We start from the raw sequence: 17045 nt of genomic DNA on the forward strand, positions 1-17045 counted from the left end.
TATCTATGTTGTTTTTGGAATATGCTTCGCAAAATTTCATACGCGCTGACGTTTTCAGTACTTCTGGCTTGTCCATTTTTAGGACAGGCGCAAAAAATCAATAATTTCACTCAGGCCAAAGCGGCTGCGGTTAAAGTAAATCAGGATGCTCCGGGCTCCTTCTACTGCGGCTGCCAAATTGAGTGGCAAGGAAAGAAGGGTATCCCCAATCTGGAAAGTTGCGGATATCAGGCGCGTAAAAATCAGAATCGCGCCTCACGTATTGAGTGGGAGCACGTGATGCCCGCGTGGCAGTTTGGCCACCAAATGCAGTGCTGGCAGGACGGCGGGCGTAAAAACTGCGCCAAAATACCGCAATATGTGAAGATTGAAACCGATCTGCATAACTTGCAGCCCGCAGTGGGGGAAGTGAACGGCGATCGTAATAACTTCATGTATAGCCAATGGCGCGGTGGCGAAGGACAGTACGGGCAATGCCCGATGAAAGTTGATTTCAAAAACAAACAGGCAGAGCCACCTGCTCGTGCCCGTGGGGCCATTGCTAGAACCTATTTCTATATGCGCGATCGATACAGCATTCGTTTGTCTAAACAGCAAACCCAGCTGTTTGACGTCTGGAACCGCCAATATCCTGTCACCGAGTGGGAGTGCACGCGCGATCGGCGGATTGCCAACATGCAGGGCAACCATAATCCTTATGTTCAGCAGGCCTGCGAGGCTTTCAAAGGCTGAGTGTTTGCCGCTTGTCGTGAAGATTGGCATTGTTCCCACTCCAACCTTTATAATCCCACCTATATTTTTTACAGCGCCGCGCTGCGGCGCTTATCTCATCATTCATAAGGATGATCTACTTCATGCGTATTCCTCGTATTTATCACCCTGAACGCCTTGATGCGCCTTGCGAAATTGATCTTAGCGAAGATGCTGCGAATCACGTTGGGCGAGTTCTGCGCATGAGCGAAGGGCATGAGATCCAGCTATTTGATGGTAGTAACCAGATTTTTACCGCGCATATTATTTCGGCCAGCAAGAAAAACGTTCGGGTGAGCGTACAGGCTGGTGTAATCGACGATCGTGAGTCGCCGCTGTATTTGCATTTGGGGCAGGTGATTTCACGTGGTGAAAAGATGGAATTTACTATTCAAAAATCCATTGAGCTCGGTGCGAGTATTATTACTCCGCTGATTTCTGAACGCTGTGGCGTTAAGTTAGATGCTGAACGCATGGCTAAGAAATTGGGGCAGTGGCAAAAAATTGCGATTGCTGCCTGCGAGCAGTGTGGGCGGAATGTGATCCCTGAAGTTCGCCCAACGATGCTGTTAGAACAGTGGTGCGCCGAACAGGATGATTCTCTGAAGCTGAATTTGCATCCGCGTGCCAATGCGAGTATCAACACATTACCGCTGCCCGTTGAACGCGTACGTTTGCTGATTGGCCCAGAAGGGGGATTATCCGCCGATGAAATTGCCATGACCGCAGGCTACCAATTTACTGATATTCTGTTAGGACCTCGTGTATTACGCACAGAGACCACCGCGCTGACAGCCATAACCGCACTTCAGGTTCGCTTTGGCGATTTAGGCTAGGAGAAAAGAATGATTAAGCTTGGCATTGTGATGGACCCGATTTCTTCCATCAATATCAAAAAAGACACCAGCTTTGCGATGCTGCTCGAAGCGCAGCGCCGTGGCTACGAACTGCACTACATGGAAATGAACGATCTTTACATGTATGTGGGTGAAGGGCGTGCGCGCACTCAATTACTGAGCGTGAAAGAAGATAAAGCAGGCTGGTATGAGTTCCACGGCGAACAGGATATTGCGCTGTCCGATCTCGACGTCATTTTGATGCGTAAAGATCCTCCGTTTGATACCGAGTTTATTTATGCCACTTACATCCTTGAGCGCGCAGAAGATAAAGGCACCCTGATCGTCAACAAGCCACAGAGCCTGCGTGACTGTAACGAAAAGCTATTCACCGCATGGTTTGCCGATTTAACGCCGGATACCTTGGTCACGCGCAAAGCGGAGCACATTCGTGAATTTTACGCTAAGCACGGTGACATTATTCTGAAACCGCTCGATGGCATGGGCGGCGCATCGATTTTCCGCGTAAAAGCAGAAGATCCGAATCTGTCTGTGATTATTGAAACGCTGACCGAACACAGCAGCCGTTTCTGCATGGCACAGAATTTCCTTCCCGCGATCAAAGACGGTGACAAGCGTGTGCTGGTGGTGGACGGCGAGCCGGTTCCTTACTGCTTGGCGCGTATTCCAAAAAGCGGTGAAACCCGTGGCAACTTGGCCGCCGGAGGACGCGGTGAAGCGCGTCCATTGACCGAAAGCGATTGGGCGATTGCGCGTAAAGTGGCGCCAGTGCTGAAAGAGAAAGGCCTCATCTTTGTTGGTTTAGACATTATCGGCGATCGCCTGACTGAAATTAACGTCACGAGTCCGACCTGTGCGCGTGAGATTGAAGCCGCATTCCCTGATGTGTCCGTGACCGGCATGTTGATGGATGCGATTGAAAAGCGTATTGGTAAGAAGTAATTTTTTACCCCCGACCTGCTTGAGCGATATATGTTTGATCGTGCTTGCAGGTAGGGGTTATCTCCCGTGACATCCAGCCCAAAAATTCGCATACTGAAATTTCAGGATGAAATCACTATACCCCTGCACCTCAAAGGGCGGCGGGTATATTCACTGAATACACTTTAGTGAACACATAAACAAATACAGCGAGTTGAAGCCACGACGATGAATTTAGCGCATCATTTTCTTATAGCTATGCCTTCTATGCAGGACAGCCGATTCAAACGTTCCGTTATTTATGTGTGTGAGCACAATAAAGACGGCGCGATGGGTTTAGTCATCAATAAACCACTGGAACAGCTCACTCTGGGATCCCTATTGGAAAAGCTAAAAATCACACCCGAGCCAAGAGACGAGAAAATTCGGTTGGATAAACCGGTTATGTACGGTGGCCCATTGGCAGAAGATCGTGGTTTTGTGCTGCATACCCCACAGACAAATTTCGGCTCCAGCGTCGCGATTTCCGCTGAATGCATGATGACAACGTCTCGCGACGTGCTTGAAACGTTGGGAACTCAAGCACAGCCAAAAGATATTTTGGTTTCCTTGGGATATTGCAGCTGGGAAGCAGGGCAGTTGGAACAAGAGCTGCTGGATAATGCGTGGCTCACCGTTGAAGCCGATGCTCACATCCTATTCCATACGCCAATTTCAGAACGCTGGGTTAGCGCGGCTAAAAAACTGGGCGTTGATATTCGCAATATGGCCACTTCAGCAGGACACGCGTAATGGGTAACAGAACAATTATCGCTTTCGATTTTGGCACTAAAAGTATCGGTGCTGCGATTGGACAAGAGATTACAGGTACGGCGCGGCCACTGGCTTCATTTAAGGCGAATGAAGGCTCACCTGACTGGACAAAAATTGAAAAAATTTTAAAGGAGTGGCAGCCCGATCTCGTGGTGGTTGGGCTACCTCTCAATATGGACGGCACGGAACAACCGGTTACCGCTCAGGCGCGAAAATTTGCTAATCGCATTCACGGTCGTTTCGGTGTGCAAATTGCTTTGCACGATGAACGCTTGAGTACCGTCGAAGCGCGCTCGCATCTTTTTGCCGGTGGCGGCTATCGTGCATTGGATAAAGGTAGCGTCGACGCTGCCTCTGCGGTGATTATCTTGGAAAGTTGGTTTGATCAGCAGGCAGGGTGAGCTGACTAATAATGATAGCGGCAAGACAGGATGATCATCCTGTCTTGTTCTACCCGATAAATGAGCCGGTGTTCTTCATTAATTCTGCGTGACCAATAACCCGATAGATGATGTTTTAAAGGCTCTGGTTTGCCAATTCCTGTGAATGGGGCCCTTTCAATTTCTTTAATCAATTCATTGATACGTTTAATAAAACGTTTGTCATTTTCCTGCCAGAAAACATAATCGGCCCAAGACTCATCCGTGAAGAATTTATTCATCCAGCACCTTCTTTTCTAGAGCCTTGGCGCTAGCTTGTGCCAATGATTTAAGCAGGTGTTCAGCATTCGAGGGCGAGCGCATTAAATAAGCGGTTTCCATGAGGCTGGAATACTCTTTGCTAGACATTAAAACGCAGTCTTCACCATTTTGACGGGTGATAAGTATGGGCGTGCAGTCCTGAATCGTTTGATCCATGACTGAGGCTAAAGTGGCTCGAGCCGCTGAGTAGGTGATATTGCGCATAAAAATCTCCTGACCGGAAAGTGACAATGTACAGCTATATTGTACATTGACCTTAGTGAGCAGGTTAGTGGTTATGGTCATTTTTTATCCTCCCAAGTATTCCTTGTGCGTTTAGTCGAGCAATATCCTGCTCAAAACTTAGCATTCCTTGCCGTTGTCCCGTTTGTAGGACGGTGGCGATCTGGTGCGCTTTTTCTTCACGGATTAAGTTACTGACGGCCGGAGTATTGAGCAGAAACTCAAACGCGGCAACTCTTCCTCCGCCCTGTTTGGGCAAAAGCTGCTGTGCCAGCACCGCTTGCAGGCTGCCTGCGATTTGCGTGCGTACAAAATTTTTCTCTTCGGCAGGAAAGACATCAATCAGCCGTTCTACCGCTTGCGCGGCACCTCGCGTGTGTAGCGTCGCTAATACGAGATGGCCCGTTTCTGCTGCCGTGAGGGCTAAACGAATGGATTCCGCATCGCGTAATTCACCCAGTAAAATGACATCGGGATCCTCTCGCAACGCGGCGCGTAGCGCTTGGTTAAAGCTGGGAACATGAGCGCCAATTTCACGCTGCTGGATAAGCGATTGCTGCGGGATATGAATAAACTCCAAAGGATCTTCAAGCGTAATAACGTGCCATGGCTGATGGTGGTTTATATGGTTCAGCATGGCGGCAAGCGTTGTGGATTTGCCGCTGCCGGTTGCACCACAAACCAAGATGAGTCCTGAGCCAACCTCAAGGAGATGGGGGAGTGCCGCTGGCGCAGATAAATCATGCAGCGTCGGGATCGTGTTTGGAATAATGCGCAGGGCCAGAGAGGGGCCATGTAATTGCTGGAAAGCATTGACTCTGAGCCGGATGCCCCCATGTAGGTTTAAGGCGAAATCGACCTGATGATGCTGTCGCCATAGGGTATCGGCCTCGGTGGGCAGATGCATCGCAAGCCAAGAGTCAATCTGGCGCGATGTTATCGGCTCAGCTTCTATTGTTTGCAGTGAGCCGTCGATACGAAGAATGGGCGGATATCCAGTGCAAAGATGCAGATCTGATGCGTTTTGCTTTACACTACGAGCCAATAAATCACAAAAATCCATTTAACCTCCTGAGCCAAAAATTATGAATAGCACTATCCAACAAAATTTAGAGGCCGTCAGGAGCCGTATTAGCGCTGCGGCTCAGGATTGCGGCAGGTCTCCAGAAGAAGTTACGTTACTTGCAGTCAGTAAAACTAAGCCTGTGAGCGCCATCGAAGAAGCGATTGCCGCAGGGCAACGGGCCTTCGGTGAAAACTACGTGCAGGAAGGGGTGAGCAAGATCCAGCATTTTGCACAGACGCCTCACGGAGCAGAGCTGGAGTGGCACTTTATTGGCCCACTGCAATCTAATAAAAGCCGCTTAGTTGCAGAGCATTTTGATTGGATCCATACCATCGATCGTGTGAAAATTGCTCAGCGCCTGAATGAACAGCGCCCAGCCGAATGCGCGCCGTTAAACGTGCTGATCCAAATAAATATTAGTGACGAAAGCAGCAAATCAGGTATTGAGCTGAGCGAACTTGATGCGTTAGCGGCGCAGGTCGCTGAAATGCCAAATCTTCGCCTGCGTGGTTTGATGGCCATTCCAGCGCCAGAAGAAGACCCTGCGAAGCAAAAAACGGTGTTTGACCAAATGGAACAGGCGTTTTTGGCTCTTAAAACGCAGTATCCGCATATTGATACGCTATCGATGGGGATGACCCATGATATGGCGGCTGCGATTACCGCAGGCAGTACGCTGGTTCGCATCGGTACCGCGATTTTTGGTGCCCGTGATTACGGTACAACTTCATAATAATTATCAGTTTATAGACTGATTATTTTAATTTTCTTACTTACCTTACCATTTAACGGATAAAGGGTTTTTCATGCTAACACTGACTTTCTTGGTCAAAACTGTCATTGACCTTTACGTCATGATTTTATTGCTGCGGATCTGGATGCAATGGGCACGCACTGATTTTTATAATCCACTGTCGCAGTTTATTGTGAAAGTGACTCAGCCAATTGTAGGGCCGCTGCGTCGCGTAATCCCTTCACTGGGGCCGATTGATTCGTCTTCGCTGCTGGTGGCATTTTTGCTGATGACGATTAAATATCCGTTGTTGCTGTTGATCCAAAGCGGAGAGATCTCGCTTAGCCCGTACAACCTGCTATTTGGTCTGATTTCCGTTATTAAATCTGCGGGTTATTTGGTGTTCTGGGTAATTATCATCCGTTCTATCATGAGCTGGATCAGCCAAGGCCGCAGCCCAATGGATTATGTTTTGATGCAGCTGACTGAGCCGTTGATGTCGCCGATACGTCGTTTTCTTCCTGCGATGGGCGGCTTAGATTTTTCAGCCATGGTCGTGATCTTGGTGCTGTACATGCTGAATTATCTCGGCATGGATCTTCTGGGGCAGCTCTGGTTCTTGCTGTGAGTGGAATGAGTACAGATGCAATAAAGTTTGAGAATGATGCGCTGGTTTTACGCCTTTATATTCAGCCTAAAGCCAGCCGTGACCAGATTGTTGGGCTACATGGTGAAGAGCTAAAAGTCGCCATTACCGCACCGCCGGTAGATGGTCAGGCTAATGCTCATCTGCAAAAATTTATCGCCAAACAGTTTCGGGTCGCTAAAAGTCAGGTGATGATTGAGAAAGGGGAGTTGGGCCGGCATAAGCAGGTTCGCATTAACCAGCCTCAACAAATCCCTGATGTGATCTCTGCATTGTGCTCCCCTGAATAATTATTTTTCTACCGGCAGGCGTTAGCCTGCCGGTGCTATATATAGGATTTATCATGCAAAAAGTGGTATTGGCGACGGGAAATGCAGGCAAAGTTCGTGAGTTGGCAAGCTTGCTGGCCGACTTTGGCTTAGACGTTGTGGCGCAAACTGAATTGGGCGTGGACTCTGCGGAAGAAACGGGTCTGACATTTATTGAGAACGCGATTCTAAAAGCTCGCCACGCTGCGCAGATCACGGGGTTACCTGCGATAGCCGACGATTCCGGTTTAGCCGTGGATGTTTTGGGCGGAGCTCCAGGGATCTATTCCGCGCGTTATGCGGGCGAAGATGCCAGCGACCGTCAGAATCTCGAGAAACTGCTGGTGGCGCTGAAAGATGTTCCCGAAGGCCAACGTCAGGCGCAATTCCACTGCGTATTAGTTTATTTGCGCCATGCCGAAGATCCTACGCCGCTGGTATGTCACGGCAGCTGGGCGGGTGAAATCAGTTTTGCTCCATCAGGCGACGGTGGTTTCGGCTACGACCCTATTTTCAACGTTCCTGAGTTAGGCTGTTCCGCGGCGCAGCTCAGTAAAGAGCAGAAAATTGCGGTTTCGCATCGTGGTAAAGCTTTGAAGCTGCTGTTGGAAGCGATGCGTAATGCTTAAGTTGCCCCCGCTTAGCCTCTACATCCATATCCCGTGGTGTGTGCAGAAATGCCCATACTGCGATTTTAATTCTCACGCTCAAAAAGGCGATATTCCTTCAACGGAATATGTCGACCATTTGCTGGCTGATTTAGATGCTGATGTGGCGCTTACCTCAGGGCGTGAAATTGGCACCATTTTTATCGGTGGTGGAACGCCAAGCCTGCTAAGCGCCGAAGGTATGCAGCGTCTAATGGATGGCGTGCGCGCGCGTTTACCGGTTGCGGCAGATGCGGAAGTGACCATGGAGGCGAATCCCGGCACCGTTGAAGCCGATCGCTTTAGCGCCTATCAGCGAGCCGGTATCAATCGTATTTCGATTGGTGTGCAAAGCTTTAGCGCGGAGAAGTTAACGCGATTAGGACGGATCCACGGGCCAGAAGAGGCCAAGCGCGCGGCACATCTGGCGCAAGGTCTAGGGTTACGCAGTTTTAATCTCGATTTGATGCATGGTTTGCCAGATCAGTCATTGGAAGAGGCGCTTGATGATTTGCGTCAGGCGATTGAACTGAACCCGCCGCATTTGTCGTGGTATCAACTCACCATTGAGCCGAATACGCTGTTTGGTTCGCGTCCGCCAAAATTACCGGATGACGACGCACTATGGGACATTTTCCAGCGCGGTGATGAACTGCTACGCGCAGCGGGGTATCAGCAATATGAAACCTCGGCCTATGCCAAGCCTGGTTATCAGTGCCAGCATAATTTGAACTACTGGCGCTTTGGTGACTATCTTGGGATTGGCTGCGGAGCACACGGTAAGGTAACGTTTGAAGATGGACGTATTTTGCGCACGGCCAAAACACGTCATCCGCGCGGTTATATGCAAGGGCGCTACCTCGATAAACAGCATGAAGTGGAGAATGACGATCGTCCGTTCGAGTTCTTTATGAACCGCTTTAGATTGCTTGAGCCTACGCCGCGTGCAGAATTCCAATTGTACACAGGGCTTGGCGAAGAGGTTATTCGTGCTCAGCTTGATGAAGCACTGGCACAGAATTATATCGTAGAAACCGATGAGTATTGGCAGATTACCGAGCACGGAAAACTGTTTTTGAATTCGTTGCTAGAGCTGTTTTTGTAACGGTTTTATCTCATTGTCTTCTGCTAGCCCTCCTCTTTACAGGGGAGGGCAGACTTCAGATCAGCGCTGGCGCAAGCCTAAATCAATGGTTGTTTTGCTTGGCTCACCGCCGATTTCACGGGTGAGTTTCGGCACCATATAGCCTGACACTTTCGTCATCAGTTCACGCATGATCAACCGTGCTTCATCATCTGGCACCATAAAATGCGCCGCACCCTGCACTCGATCGAGGACATGCAGGTAATAAGGCATAATTCCCGCATCAAACAGCGCATTGCTGAGATTAGCCAACGTATCGGCATTATCATTTACGCCGCGCAGCAAAACGCCTTGATTGAGAAGTGTGACGTTGGCGCGTTTGAGGCGCGTCATGGCATCACAAAACTCTGAGTCAATTTCATTGGCATGATTAACGTGAGTCACCAGCAGAATCTGTAAGCGTGACTGAGAGAAACGTTGGGTCAGCGCTTCGGTGATGCGAGCTGGGATCACCACCGGCAAGCGGCTATGGATGCGCAGCCGTTTAATATGTGGGATGGTTTCGATCTCGTCGAGTAACCAAGCCAGCTCGTGATCTTTCGCCATCAACGGATCGCCGCCGGAGAAAATGATTTCATCCAGTTCTGGCTGTTGGCGAATATAATCTAGGGCGTGACGCCAGTTGGCTTTATTTCCCTGATTATCCTGATAGGGAAAGTGACGGCGGAAGCAATAACGACAGTTAACCGCACAGCCGCCTTTGACCAACAGCAGCGCTCGGTTAATATATTTATGCAGCAGCCCTGGCACGGCGATGGCGTCGTCTTGTTCTTCCAACGGATCGGTTGAGTAGCCCGGTGTGGCGATAAATTCGTTGGCGGACGTCATGACCTGAAGGAGGAGCGGATCGTTCGGGTCGCCTTTTTTCATGCGCCGAGCGAAGGCATAAGGAACCCGCAGGGCGAAAAGACGCCGCGCATCGTGGCCTTTTTGCCATTCAGGGCTGTCAGAAAGTGCTAAATATTCAAGCAATTCTGCCGGTTCAGTAATAACATCGGCAAGTTGTTGCAGCCAATCTTCTCTAGACTGCGTATTTTGAGTTACAATATGTGCCATTTTTTTGGCTAAGCTACCAGTTATAAATAATTCAGAGGGCCTTTATGGCGACTTATTCTAGCAACGATTTCCGTCCCGGTCTTAAAATCATGTTCGAGGGCGAGCCTTATGCAGTAGAAAGCAGCGAGTTCGTTAAACCAGGTAAAGGCCAAGCCTTTGCTCGCGTTAAAATGCGTCGCCTGCTGACCGGCACCCGTGTTGAAAAAACCTTTAAATCTACTGACTCCGCAGAAGGCGCGGACGTTGTCGACTTGAACCTGACTTACCTGTACAACGACGGTGAGTTCTATCATTTCATGAACAACGAAACCTTCGAGCAGCTGGCTGCTGATGAGAAAGCTATCGGCGATAACGCTAAATGGATGCTGGATCAGGCAGAGTGTATCGTAACTCTGTGGAACGGCCGTCCAATTCAGGTGACTCCTCCAAACTTCGTAGAGCTGGAAATCGTTGATACCGATCCAGGTCTGAAAGGTGATACCGCAGGTACCGGCGGTAAACCTGCAACCCTGAGCACTGGCGCAGTGGTTAAAGTTCCATTGTTCGTACAGATCGGCGAAGTGATCAAAGTTGACACCCGTTCTGGCGAATATGTTTCTCGCGTTAAGTAATTGCGAAGAAAGCTAATTTGTTTTAAAAAAGCCGCGTATAACGCGGTTTTTTTTTACCCAAAAGGCTCGCATGAGGAACCCAGATAAATATGATAAAGAAAATCGTTGTGTTGGCATTGATGGTGAGTGCGTTAGCGACTTTGAGCGGTTGTAACACCGCCCGCGGATTCGGCGAGGATGTTCAGCATCTCGGTGGCGCGATTTCACGGGTTGCGAGCTAATTAATTAAGAGCGGTGATGTTTTTTCGCTTACTGCTGATTTCTTGTCTACGCTTAAAAGGCATTACTTTTAAAACTGCAGATAAGGAAGATAGCAATGATTAAGAAAAGCATCGCATTAGTATGTTCTCTGTTAGTTCTTGCCGCTTTGGCTGGCTGTAATACGACTCGCGGTGCGGGTGAAGACGTAGAAGCCGGTGGTCAGGCGATTCAGCGCGCCGCACAGTAGCTTTTATTTGCCATACGCTAGGGCGTTGTCTTGTTGCCTACGCCCTGATATTTCCTCTTCTTAACTTTTTCTCAAAACCATCGTATCCTAACGTCGCTTTATCATTCAAAAAACTGCGCAGGACGACCTGTGTACGTATCCTAATTCGGGGACGACCCCATCGTTGTGGATAAATCGCATGTCTTGGATCATTCTGATGGTCGCTGGTCTCTTGGAAGTTGTTTGGGCAATTGGCCTAAAATACACCCATGGTTTTTCTCGTTTAACGCCGAGCATTATTACTATCGCAGCCATGGTGGTGAGTATGGTGCTGCTGGCGCATGCGATGAAAACCTTACCGGCAGGCACCGCTTATGCCGTGTGGACGGGAATTGGTGCCGTAGGGGCGGCCATTATGGGGATTGTACTGCTAGGGGAATCTGCGAGCCTGCCAAGAATTATCAGCCTGTGTCTGATCGTTATCGGAATACTGGGTTTGAAATTCAGTAGCCAATAATCTTAGCCTCGCTCGCGTTATAGCTCGCCTCTAATGAGGCGGGCTCATATCGATACGCGATTGGTTCACCCAAATTAAATCCTGAGTTTTAAATCCATAGCGTTGGGCGGTTGCCAGCAACTTTTGCTTCACGTTGTCATCCAATGTCGGTGTACGCGCCAGTATCCATAGGTAGTCCTTATTGGGTCCGCAAATCAGCGCGTAGCGATACTCGCTATCCAACTCAATCACGTTGTAACCACCATAGAATGGGCCGAAGAAAGACACTTTGAGCGAAGCAATATTCGGCGACTGAACGAAATAAGCTTTGCCGATGCTCTCCTTCCATTGGTGTTTTTCAGTGTTGAATCCACGATTAACGACCTTTACACCACCGTCTTCCCGCATGCTGTAGTGGGCTGTGACGTGATCTAACCCCTGTTCAAAGGGATGATTGAGGCGGGCAATTTCATACCAGTTGCCAAGATAGCGGGGCAGTTGAAAGTCGCTGACGACGGTGACGTCAGGTGGCGGCTTAGTGCTACAGCCAACGGAGAGCAGCGCTGTAATCACAGCGGCAATGCGAGACCAAACAGGCATAACGGCTCCTTTTCAAACGGATACCGTTAAAGTGTAGACCTGATAGCGGGAATCTAACTAATAAAAAAGCCTCCCGGAGGAGGCTTTTATACAGCGAAGTGACTCATTACAGCGTGAATACGCCGATCAGCGCAACTACGCTCAGAATCGCTGCTAAACCGTAGAACACCCACTTACCGGCAGGTACGTGGATTTTCAGGTCATGCATCATGTGATGCAAACGGTGCAAACCACACCACAGCGGCAGAATGATCATCAGTAGCCAGAAAATACGGCCAATGAAGCTCTGGCTGAAGCTCAGCGCACGTTCGAAAGTCAGGGCATCTGGGAACCAGCCCAGAGGCAGCATGATGCCAACGATCAGAATTACGACGGGCGCAATGATTGCACCCCACATGCCGCCTGCACCAAATAGCCCCCAGAAAACCGGCTCGTCAGAACGTTTGTATACTTTATTATCCACAATGTTCTCCTTTACGGTTATAGCAGGGTAACGGCCAAAATGACCACAGTCGCAATGATGGTCACCACCCAAAGGGCTTTGATCACCGGACCAGGGCCCATTTTCGTGTCACCAACCACGATATTGGCCGCTTTTGGAGCAAGTTCAAACCAGGTTTTGGTATGAAGTGCAGCCAGAAGCAATGAGATGATGTTCAGGATCAGCACCAGTGGGTTCTGCAAGAAAGCGACAAAGCTTTCCCAGCCAGCAGCGCCATCTTTCATGGAGAAAATTCCATAAATCAGCACGATGCTGAACCATACGTTGCCCAGAGCAGAGCTCTCACGCAGCATATAGAACTTGTAGAAACCGAGCTTCTGCCACCAGTTAGCCTGCATACCGCGCACATAAGGTTTGCGTTTAGTTGAAGTCGTCATTGATTCATCCTCCCTTATTGCGGTTTCAGCATCGCGATCATGAAGTCTTTCGCACTTTCAACTTTGCCTTGCTGGATAGCAGCGGCTGGGTCGACGTGTTTTGGACAAACTTCTGAGCAATAACCGACGAAGGTACAAGTCCAAACGCCGTTATCGGAGTTCAGAACAGGCATACGCTCTTTCTTCCCGTGGTCACGGGTATCCAGATTGTAACGGTGTGCCAGAGTGATAGCGGCTGGGCCGATGAACTCAGGGTTCAGACCAAACTGTGGGCAGGCTGCGTAGCACAGACCACAGTTAATGCAGCCGGAGAACTGATGGTATTTTTCCATCTGAGCTGGGGTCTGCAGGTTGGTGCCGTCTTCTGGTTTACGGTTGTTACCGATGATGTATGGCTTAATGGCTTCCAGACTTTCGATAAAGTGAGTCATATCGACCACCAGATCGCGTTCTACTGGGAAGTTGCCTAACGCTTCAACGCGCATACCGGTTGGGTAGTCACGCAGGAAGGTTTTACACGCCAGCTTAGGCACGCGGTCAACCATCATGCCGCAAGAACCACAGATTGCCATACGGCAAGACCAGCGGTAAGACAGGTCGGCAGCCAGATTATCTTTGATGTAGCCTAACGCATCCAGCAGGGAAGTCGTTTCGTCATACGGGACGTCATACGTCACGAAATGCGGCTCGGCATCCTGTTCTGGGTTATAGCGCATGACTTCCATTTTCAAGATTTTCATCTCAGCCATTCGCTTGCTCCTTATTCTTTGCATCCTGAGCTTCTGCTTCAGCACCGTATACACGTTTTGCTGGTTGCAGTTTGGTAATTTTCACGTCGCTGTATTCAATGCGTGGCGCGAGGCCGTCGGCATTTTTGAATGTCAGAGTGTGCTTCAGGAAGTTAACGTCATCACGCTCGGTGCAACCTTCATCCAGACGCTGATGTGCGCCACGGGATTCTTTACGATTGATTGCCGCATGAGCCATACATTCAGCCACGTTCAGGCCGTGACCCAATTCGATGGTGTACAGCAGGTCGGTATTGAAGACGCTAGAGTTATCAGTGATTTTGACGCGTTTGAAACGTTCTTTCAGCTCGGCCAATTTATCAACGGTTTTCTGCATCAGGTCAGTCGTACGGTAGATACCACAGCCTTCTTCCATTGACATGCCCATCTCGTCACGGATTTTCGCCCAGCTTTCAGTACCTTCCTGATTAGCCAGTGCGTGCAGACGTGCTTCAACGTCTTTTGCCTGTGCATCTAGCGCGCTGCCGTTAGCCGGGGTGGCTTCCTGTGAGCGCTGAACCGCGTGTTCGCCCGCAACGCGGCCAAATACCACCAGCTCTGCCAGAGAGTTAGAACCCAGACGGTTTGCACCGTGCAGACCAACAGAAGAACATTCACCCACGGCGAAGAGACCCTGAATACGGGTTTCGCAGTTCTGGTTGGTTTCAATACCACCCATGGTGTAGTGTGCGGTTGGACGAACGGGGATCGGCTCTTTAACTGGATCGACGCCCACGTAAGCTTTAGATAGCTCACAGATGAACGGCAGACGCTCCAGCAGTTTTTTCTCGCCCAGATGACGCAGGTCCAGATAGACCACATCGCCGCGCGGAGTAGAGATGGTGCGGCCAGCGCGCCATTCGTGCCAGAATGCCTGAGAAACTTTGTCGCGTGGACCCAGTTCCATGTATTTGTTTTTTGGTTCGCCGAGCGGGGTTTCAGGGCCCATTCCGTAGTCTTGCAGATAGCGATAGCCATCTTTGTTGACCAGAATACCACCTTCACCACGACAGCCTTCAGTCATCAGGATCCCTGAGCCCGGCAGGCCGGTTGGGTGATACTGAACAAATTCCATATCACGTAAAGGAATACCGTGATCTAACGCCATGCCCATACCGTCGCCGGTAACGATGCCGCCATTGGTGTTGTAGCGATACACACGGCCTGCGCCGCCTGTTGCCATAACCACGGCGTTTGCACGGATCTGAACCAGAGTACCTTCCATCATATTCATGGCAACAAGGCCGCGTGCTTTGCCTTCGTCGACCAAAATGTCGAGAACGAAGTGCTCATCAAAGCGCTGAATCTGTGGATATTTTAAAGAAGTTTGGAAAAGAGTGTGCAGCATATGGAAGCCGGTTTTATCCGCGGCGAACCATGTACGCTCAATCTTCATCCCGCCAAAACGGCGAACGTTAACGGAACCGTCAGGTTTACGGCTCCAAGGGCAACCCCATTGCTCAAGCTGAGCCATTTCGCGAGGACAGTTATGGACGAAATGATCGACCACATCCTGTTCACAAAGCCAGTCACCACCAGCAACGGTATCGTTGAAATGGTAGTCGTATGAGTCGTGAGCCTGAGTAACGGCTGCTGATCCGCCTTCTGCGGCCACAGTGTGGCTACGCATTGGATATACTTTAGAGATAAGCGCGATCTTCAGTTGAGGGTTGGCTTCCGCTGCTGCAATTGCTGCACGTAAACCAGCACCCCCTGCCCCGACGATGGCAAGGTCTGCGTTAAAGGTTTGCACTGCATTCCTCCGGGTGATCAATTGTCAATATCAATTAAAATGAATAACCATTCCAAATGTCGCACTAAGAGAAGTAGTAGCAGATATTCAAACAGTTGCTCTCTTTAGTGCGCATCGGGAATGGCTAAGATTTATAAGTTCAAGTGATAAAATTATACCTAAAACGAAGTAGTAGAAACTTGATGTGATCGATTGTTTTGCTGTTTTCCCTACTAACCGTAGTACAAAAATGTGATATCAGCGCTATTTCTGTCTGTTCTCGTGGTTTTTATGTATTTTATGTTCTTTTTAAAGAATATAGAGCAGCCAATAGTTTTGCTGTGTGGTTATTAGCTCACTCAGTGAGCGCCAATGGTTTGTCTGCCTGCGATGATGCGGGTAGACTGCACATCCTGTTTTATAGCGGAGTAATTATCATGAGCGAAACGGCAAGCTGGCAGCCAAGTGCCCCTATCGCCAATTTGTTGAAGCGCGCGACAATCGTGTCCACCATTCGTCGATTCTTCTCGGACCGTGGTGTTCTTGAAGTTGACACGCCGGCAATGAGCCAGGCAACGGTAACGGACATTCATCTTGTGCCATTCCAAACCCATTTTGTGGGCCCCGGTGCGGCGCAGGGCATGACGCTATACATGATGACCAGCCCGGAATATCACATGAAGCGCCTGTTAGCGGCGGGCAGTGGGCCGATTTATCAGCTCGGTAAAAGCTTCCGCAATGAAGAGTCAGGCCGACATCATAATCCTGAATTCAGCATGCTGGAGTGGTATCGCCCACACTACGACATGTACCGTTTAATGAATGAGGTCGACGATCTTCTGCAACAGGTATTGGAATGCGACAGCGCCGAAACGCTTTCCTACCAGCAGGCGTTTATTCGTCATTTAGATATGGACCCGCTTTCTGCCGACAAAGTACAGCTGCGCGAAGTGGCGGCGAAGCTCGATCTGAGCAACGTAGCCGACCAAGAAGAAGATCGCGATACGCTGCTACAGCTGCTGTTTACCTTTGGCGTTGAGCCAAATATTGGCCGTGATAAGCCAACGTTTGTGTACCACTTCCCAGCCTCTCAGGCTTCATTAGCGCAAATCAGCACCGAAGATCACCGTGTGGCAGAGCGCTTTGAGGTCTATTACAAAGGCATCGAACTGGCGAATGGTTTCCATGAGTTAACGGATGCTCGCGAGCAGCGTATGCGTTTTGAGCAAGATAACCGTAAACGCGCCGCAATGGGTCTGCCAGAGCATCCACTGGATGAGAATCTGCTGGCGGCACTAGAGCACGGTTTGCCGGATTGCTCGGGTGTCGCACTTGGCGTTGATCGATTGATCATGCTGGCGCTAAAAGCAGAACGGTTAAGTGAAGTGATTGCGTTTCCGGTGGATAGGGCGTAGGTCATTTTTGGCTGAGGCAGAATGTCATATTTTCTTTGTTAGAACGGTGAAAGGTTTCGTCCGCCCGTGAGCAGTTGTGTTTCCATGAAACCGCAGACGTAGGCGTCCGAGAAGAGGTTGCCAGCGCGCAACCTCTTCACTCTCGCGCTTTCACCGAGTCGTTTGGCCGACCGGTCTCGGAGCGCACGTCCTGTGCGCCCTCAACCTGCCACCAGCATCCCTGCTGGCGGCTC

Annotated in this window: 24 protein-coding genes; 15 read left to right on the forward strand and 9 right to left on the reverse strand. The window is 49.8% G+C overall.

Going from position 1 to position 17045, the window contains the following annotated elements; all coding sequences use genetic code 11:
* The first annotated feature begins 21 nt into the window (after window positions 1–21).
* From endA to ruvX, 5 genes are all read left to right on the forward strand, one after another.
* Entirely contained in the window at window positions 22–732 is a 711-nt protein-coding gene (endA, locus tag CPY98_RS02195; RefSeq protein ID WP_043490630.1) for a deoxyribonuclease I, read from the forward strand.
* Window positions 733–854: 122 nt separating this feature from the next.
* Window positions 855–1586 (forward strand): 16S rRNA (uracil(1498)-N(3))-methyltransferase, encoded by a 732-nt coding sequence (gene rsmE, locus CPY98_RS02200; RefSeq protein ID WP_096386194.1) that lies wholly within the window; start codon window positions 855–857, stop codon window positions 1584–1586.
* Between the two features lie 9 nt (window positions 1587–1595).
* Entirely contained in the window at window positions 1596–2549 is a 954-nt protein-coding gene (gene gshB / locus CPY98_RS02205; RefSeq protein WP_040046342.1) for a glutathione synthase, read from the forward strand.
* Window positions 2550–2756: 207 nt separating this feature from the next.
* On the forward strand, window positions 2757–3320 hold the full coding sequence (locus CPY98_RS02210; protein WP_043490633.1) for a YqgE/AlgH family protein: 564 nt from the start codon (window positions 2757–2759) through the stop codon (window positions 3318–3320).
* Window positions 3320–3742, forward strand: coding sequence for a Holliday junction resolvase RuvX (gene ruvX, locus CPY98_RS02215; protein WP_046458214.1), 423 nt, complete (start codon window positions 3320–3322; stop codon window positions 3740–3742). Before CPY98_RS02210 ends, ruvX begins: the two co-directional genes overlap by 1 nt.
* Window positions 3743–3747: 5 nt before the next feature.
* On the opposite strand, the gene CPY98_RS02220 is transcribed toward ruvX, so the two are convergent.
* The 3 genes from CPY98_RS02220 to CPY98_RS02230 form a co-directional block, all read right to left on the reverse strand.
* Window positions 3748–4002: a Txe/YoeB family addiction module toxin gene (locus CPY98_RS02220; RefSeq protein WP_025798702.1), complete on the reverse strand. Its 255-nt coding sequence runs from the start codon at window positions 4000–4002 to the stop codon at window positions 3748–3750.
* Entirely contained in the window at window positions 3995–4246 is a 252-nt protein-coding gene (locus tag CPY98_RS02225; RefSeq protein WP_025798704.1) for a type II toxin-antitoxin system Phd/YefM family antitoxin, read from the reverse strand. Before CPY98_RS02225 ends, CPY98_RS02220 begins: the two co-directional genes overlap by 8 nt.
* Before the next feature lie 64 nt (window positions 4247–4310).
* A complete protein-coding gene (locus tag CPY98_RS02230) occupies window positions 4311–5327 on the reverse strand; it encodes a type IV pilus twitching motility protein PilT (protein WP_096386197.1) in 1017 nt (338 codons plus the stop codon).
* 22 nt (window positions 5328–5349) lie between these two features.
* Here CPY98_RS02230 and CPY98_RS02235 point away from each other — a divergent pair, with 22 nt between their 5' ends.
* From CPY98_RS02235 to hemW, 5 genes are all read left to right on the forward strand, one after another.
* Window positions 5350–6063, forward strand: a complete 714-nt coding sequence (locus CPY98_RS02235; protein WP_096386199.1) for a YggS family pyridoxal phosphate-dependent enzyme — start codon at window positions 5350–5352, stop codon at window positions 6061–6063.
* A 73-nt stretch (window positions 6064–6136) separates the two neighbouring features.
* Window positions 6137–6691: a YggT family protein gene (locus CPY98_RS02240; RefSeq protein ID WP_025798710.1), complete on the forward strand. Its 555-nt coding sequence runs from the start codon at window positions 6137–6139 to the stop codon at window positions 6689–6691.
* Between the two features lie 5 nt (window positions 6692–6696).
* Window positions 6697–6999, forward strand: coding sequence for a DUF167 family protein YggU (gene yggU, locus CPY98_RS02245; protein ID WP_025798712.1), 303 nt, complete (start codon window positions 6697–6699; stop codon window positions 6997–6999).
* Window positions 7000–7052: 53 nt separating this feature from the next.
* Window positions 7053–7646 (forward strand): RdgB/HAM1 family non-canonical purine NTP pyrophosphatase, encoded by a 594-nt coding sequence (gene rdgB / locus CPY98_RS02250; RefSeq protein WP_043490641.1) that lies wholly within the window; start codon window positions 7053–7055, stop codon window positions 7644–7646.
* The gene (gene hemW, locus CPY98_RS02255) at window positions 7639–8769 is read left to right on the forward strand and encodes a radical SAM family heme chaperone HemW (RefSeq protein ID WP_046359444.1); all 1131 of its coding nucleotides are present in this window, start codon (window positions 7639–7641) and stop codon (window positions 8767–8769) included. The genes rdgB and hemW overlap by 8 nt, the downstream gene beginning before the upstream one ends.
* Before the next feature lie 60 nt (window positions 8770–8829).
* Here the strand turns inward: hemW and epmB are convergent, their stop codons facing one another.
* Complete coding sequence (epmB, locus tag CPY98_RS02260) at window positions 8830–9864, reverse strand: EF-P beta-lysylation protein EpmB (RefSeq protein ID WP_043490645.1); 1035 nt, start codon at window positions 9862–9864, stop codon at window positions 8830–8832.
* Window positions 9865–9908: 44 nt separating this feature from the next.
* On the opposite strand from epmB, the gene efp reads away from it, so the two are divergent.
* From efp to sugE, 4 genes are all read left to right on the forward strand, one after another.
* Window positions 9909–10475 (forward strand): elongation factor P, encoded by a 567-nt coding sequence (gene efp, locus CPY98_RS02265; RefSeq protein ID WP_025798719.1) that lies wholly within the window; start codon window positions 9909–9911, stop codon window positions 10473–10475.
* A 119-nt stretch (window positions 10476–10594) separates the two neighbouring features.
* Complete coding sequence (locus tag CPY98_RS02270; RefSeq protein ID WP_369828310.1) at window positions 10595–10696, forward strand: entericidin A/B family lipoprotein; 102 nt, start codon at window positions 10595–10597, stop codon at window positions 10694–10696.
* 95 nt (window positions 10697–10791) lie between these two features.
* On the forward strand, window positions 10792–10923 hold the full coding sequence (locus CPY98_RS02275) for an entericidin A/B family lipoprotein (RefSeq protein WP_008814834.1): 132 nt from the start codon (window positions 10792–10794) through the stop codon (window positions 10921–10923).
* Between the two features lie 178 nt (window positions 10924–11101).
* The gene (sugE, locus tag CPY98_RS02280; RefSeq protein WP_025798724.1) at window positions 11102–11419 is read left to right on the forward strand and encodes a quaternary ammonium compound efflux SMR transporter SugE; all 318 of its coding nucleotides are present in this window, start codon (window positions 11102–11104) and stop codon (window positions 11417–11419) included.
* 30 nt (window positions 11420–11449) lie between these two features.
* Here sugE and blc read toward each other — a convergent pair whose 3' ends face one another.
* The 5 genes from blc to frdA form a co-directional block, all read right to left on the reverse strand.
* Complete coding sequence (blc, locus tag CPY98_RS02285) at window positions 11450–11998, reverse strand: outer membrane lipoprotein Blc (protein WP_096386202.1); 549 nt, start codon at window positions 11996–11998, stop codon at window positions 11450–11452.
* 106 nt (window positions 11999–12104) lie between these two features.
* Window positions 12105–12461, reverse strand: a complete 357-nt coding sequence (frdD, locus tag CPY98_RS02290) for a fumarate reductase subunit FrdD (RefSeq protein ID WP_025798728.1) — start codon at window positions 12459–12461, stop codon at window positions 12105–12107.
* Window positions 12462–12478: 17 nt separating this feature from the next.
* Window positions 12479–12877 (reverse strand): fumarate reductase subunit FrdC, encoded by a 399-nt coding sequence (frdC, locus tag CPY98_RS02295; RefSeq protein ID WP_040046331.1) that lies wholly within the window; start codon window positions 12875–12877, stop codon window positions 12479–12481.
* Between the two features lie 14 nt (window positions 12878–12891).
* Window positions 12892–13626: a succinate dehydrogenase/fumarate reductase iron-sulfur subunit gene (locus tag CPY98_RS02300; RefSeq protein ID WP_025798733.1), complete on the reverse strand. Its 735-nt coding sequence runs from the start codon at window positions 13624–13626 to the stop codon at window positions 12892–12894.
* Window positions 13619–15418, reverse strand: a complete 1800-nt coding sequence (gene frdA, locus CPY98_RS02305; RefSeq protein WP_043490654.1) for a fumarate reductase (quinol) flavoprotein subunit — start codon at window positions 15416–15418, stop codon at window positions 13619–13621. Before frdA ends, CPY98_RS02300 begins: the two co-directional genes overlap by 8 nt.
* Window positions 15419–15834: 416 nt before the next feature.
* On the opposite strand from frdA, the gene epmA reads away from it, so the two are divergent.
* The gene (epmA, locus tag CPY98_RS02310) at window positions 15835–16812 is read left to right on the forward strand and encodes an elongation factor P--(R)-beta-lysine ligase (protein WP_025798737.1); all 978 of its coding nucleotides are present in this window, start codon (window positions 15835–15837) and stop codon (window positions 16810–16812) included.
* Window positions 16813–17045 lie beyond the last annotated feature (233 nt).

It is taken from the genome of Hafnia sp. CBA7124, assembly GCF_002355555.1.
GTDB classification, from domain to species: Bacteria; Pseudomonadota; Gammaproteobacteria; order Enterobacterales; family Enterobacteriaceae; genus Hafnia; species Hafnia alvei.

Coding starts and splice junctions, on each gene's coding strand:
- hemW (WP_046359444.1), top strand. CDS start 7,639: ATGCTTAAGTTGCCCCCGCTTAGCCTCTACATCCATATCCCGTGGTGT.
- epmB (WP_043490645.1), bottom strand. CDS start 9,864: ATGGCACATATTGTAACTCAAAATACGCAGTCTAGAGAAGATTGGCTG.
- CPY98_RS02230 (WP_096386197.1), bottom strand. CDS start 5,327: ATGGATTTTTGTGATTTATTGGCTCGTAGTGTAAAGCAAAACGCATCA.
- sugE (WP_025798724.1), top strand. CDS start 11,102: ATGTCTTGGATCATTCTGATGGTCGCTGGTCTCTTGGAAGTTGTTTGG.
- yggU (WP_025798712.1), top strand. CDS start 6,697: ATGAGTACAGATGCAATAAAGTTTGAGAATGATGCGCTGGTTTTACGC.
- endA (WP_043490630.1), top strand. CDS start 22: ATGCTTCGCAAAATTTCATACGCGCTGACGTTTTCAGTACTTCTGGCT.
- CPY98_RS02235 (WP_096386199.1), top strand. CDS start 5,350: ATGAATAGCACTATCCAACAAAATTTAGAGGCCGTCAGGAGCCGTATT.
- ruvX (WP_046458214.1), top strand. CDS start 3,320: ATGGGTAACAGAACAATTATCGCTTTCGATTTTGGCACTAAAAGTATC.
- gshB (WP_040046342.1), top strand. CDS start 1,596: ATGATTAAGCTTGGCATTGTGATGGACCCGATTTCTTCCATCAATATC.
- CPY98_RS02275 (WP_008814834.1), top strand. CDS start 10,792: ATGATTAAGAAAAGCATCGCATTAGTATGTTCTCTGTTAGTTCTTGCC.
- CPY98_RS02225 (WP_025798704.1), bottom strand. CDS start 4,246: ATGCGCAATATCACCTACTCAGCGGCTCGAGCCACTTTAGCCTCAGTC.
- CPY98_RS02300 (WP_025798733.1), bottom strand. CDS start 13,626: ATGGCTGAGATGAAAATCTTGAAAATGGAAGTCATGCGCTATAACCCA.
- epmA (WP_025798737.1), top strand. CDS start 15,835: ATGAGCGAAACGGCAAGCTGGCAGCCAAGTGCCCCTATCGCCAATTTG.
- rsmE (WP_096386194.1), top strand. CDS start 855: ATGCGTATTCCTCGTATTTATCACCCTGAACGCCTTGATGCGCCTTGC.
- blc (WP_096386202.1), bottom strand. CDS start 11,998: ATGCCTGTTTGGTCTCGCATTGCCGCTGTGATTACAGCGCTGCTCTCC.
- CPY98_RS02270 (WP_369828310.1), top strand. CDS start 10,595: ATGGTGAGTGCGTTAGCGACTTTGAGCGGTTGTAACACCGCCCGCGGA.
- frdC (WP_040046331.1), bottom strand. CDS start 12,877: ATGACGACTTCAACTAAACGCAAACCTTATGTGCGCGGTATGCAGGCT.
- CPY98_RS02210 (WP_043490633.1), top strand. CDS start 2,757: ATGAATTTAGCGCATCATTTTCTTATAGCTATGCCTTCTATGCAGGAC.
- rdgB (WP_043490641.1), top strand. CDS start 7,053: ATGCAAAAAGTGGTATTGGCGACGGGAAATGCAGGCAAAGTTCGTGAG.
- efp (WP_025798719.1), top strand. CDS start 9,909: ATGGCGACTTATTCTAGCAACGATTTCCGTCCCGGTCTTAAAATCATG.
- CPY98_RS02240 (WP_025798710.1), top strand. CDS start 6,137: ATGCTAACACTGACTTTCTTGGTCAAAACTGTCATTGACCTTTACGTC.
- CPY98_RS02220 (WP_025798702.1), bottom strand. CDS start 4,002: ATGAATAAATTCTTCACGGATGAGTCTTGGGCCGATTATGTTTTCTGG.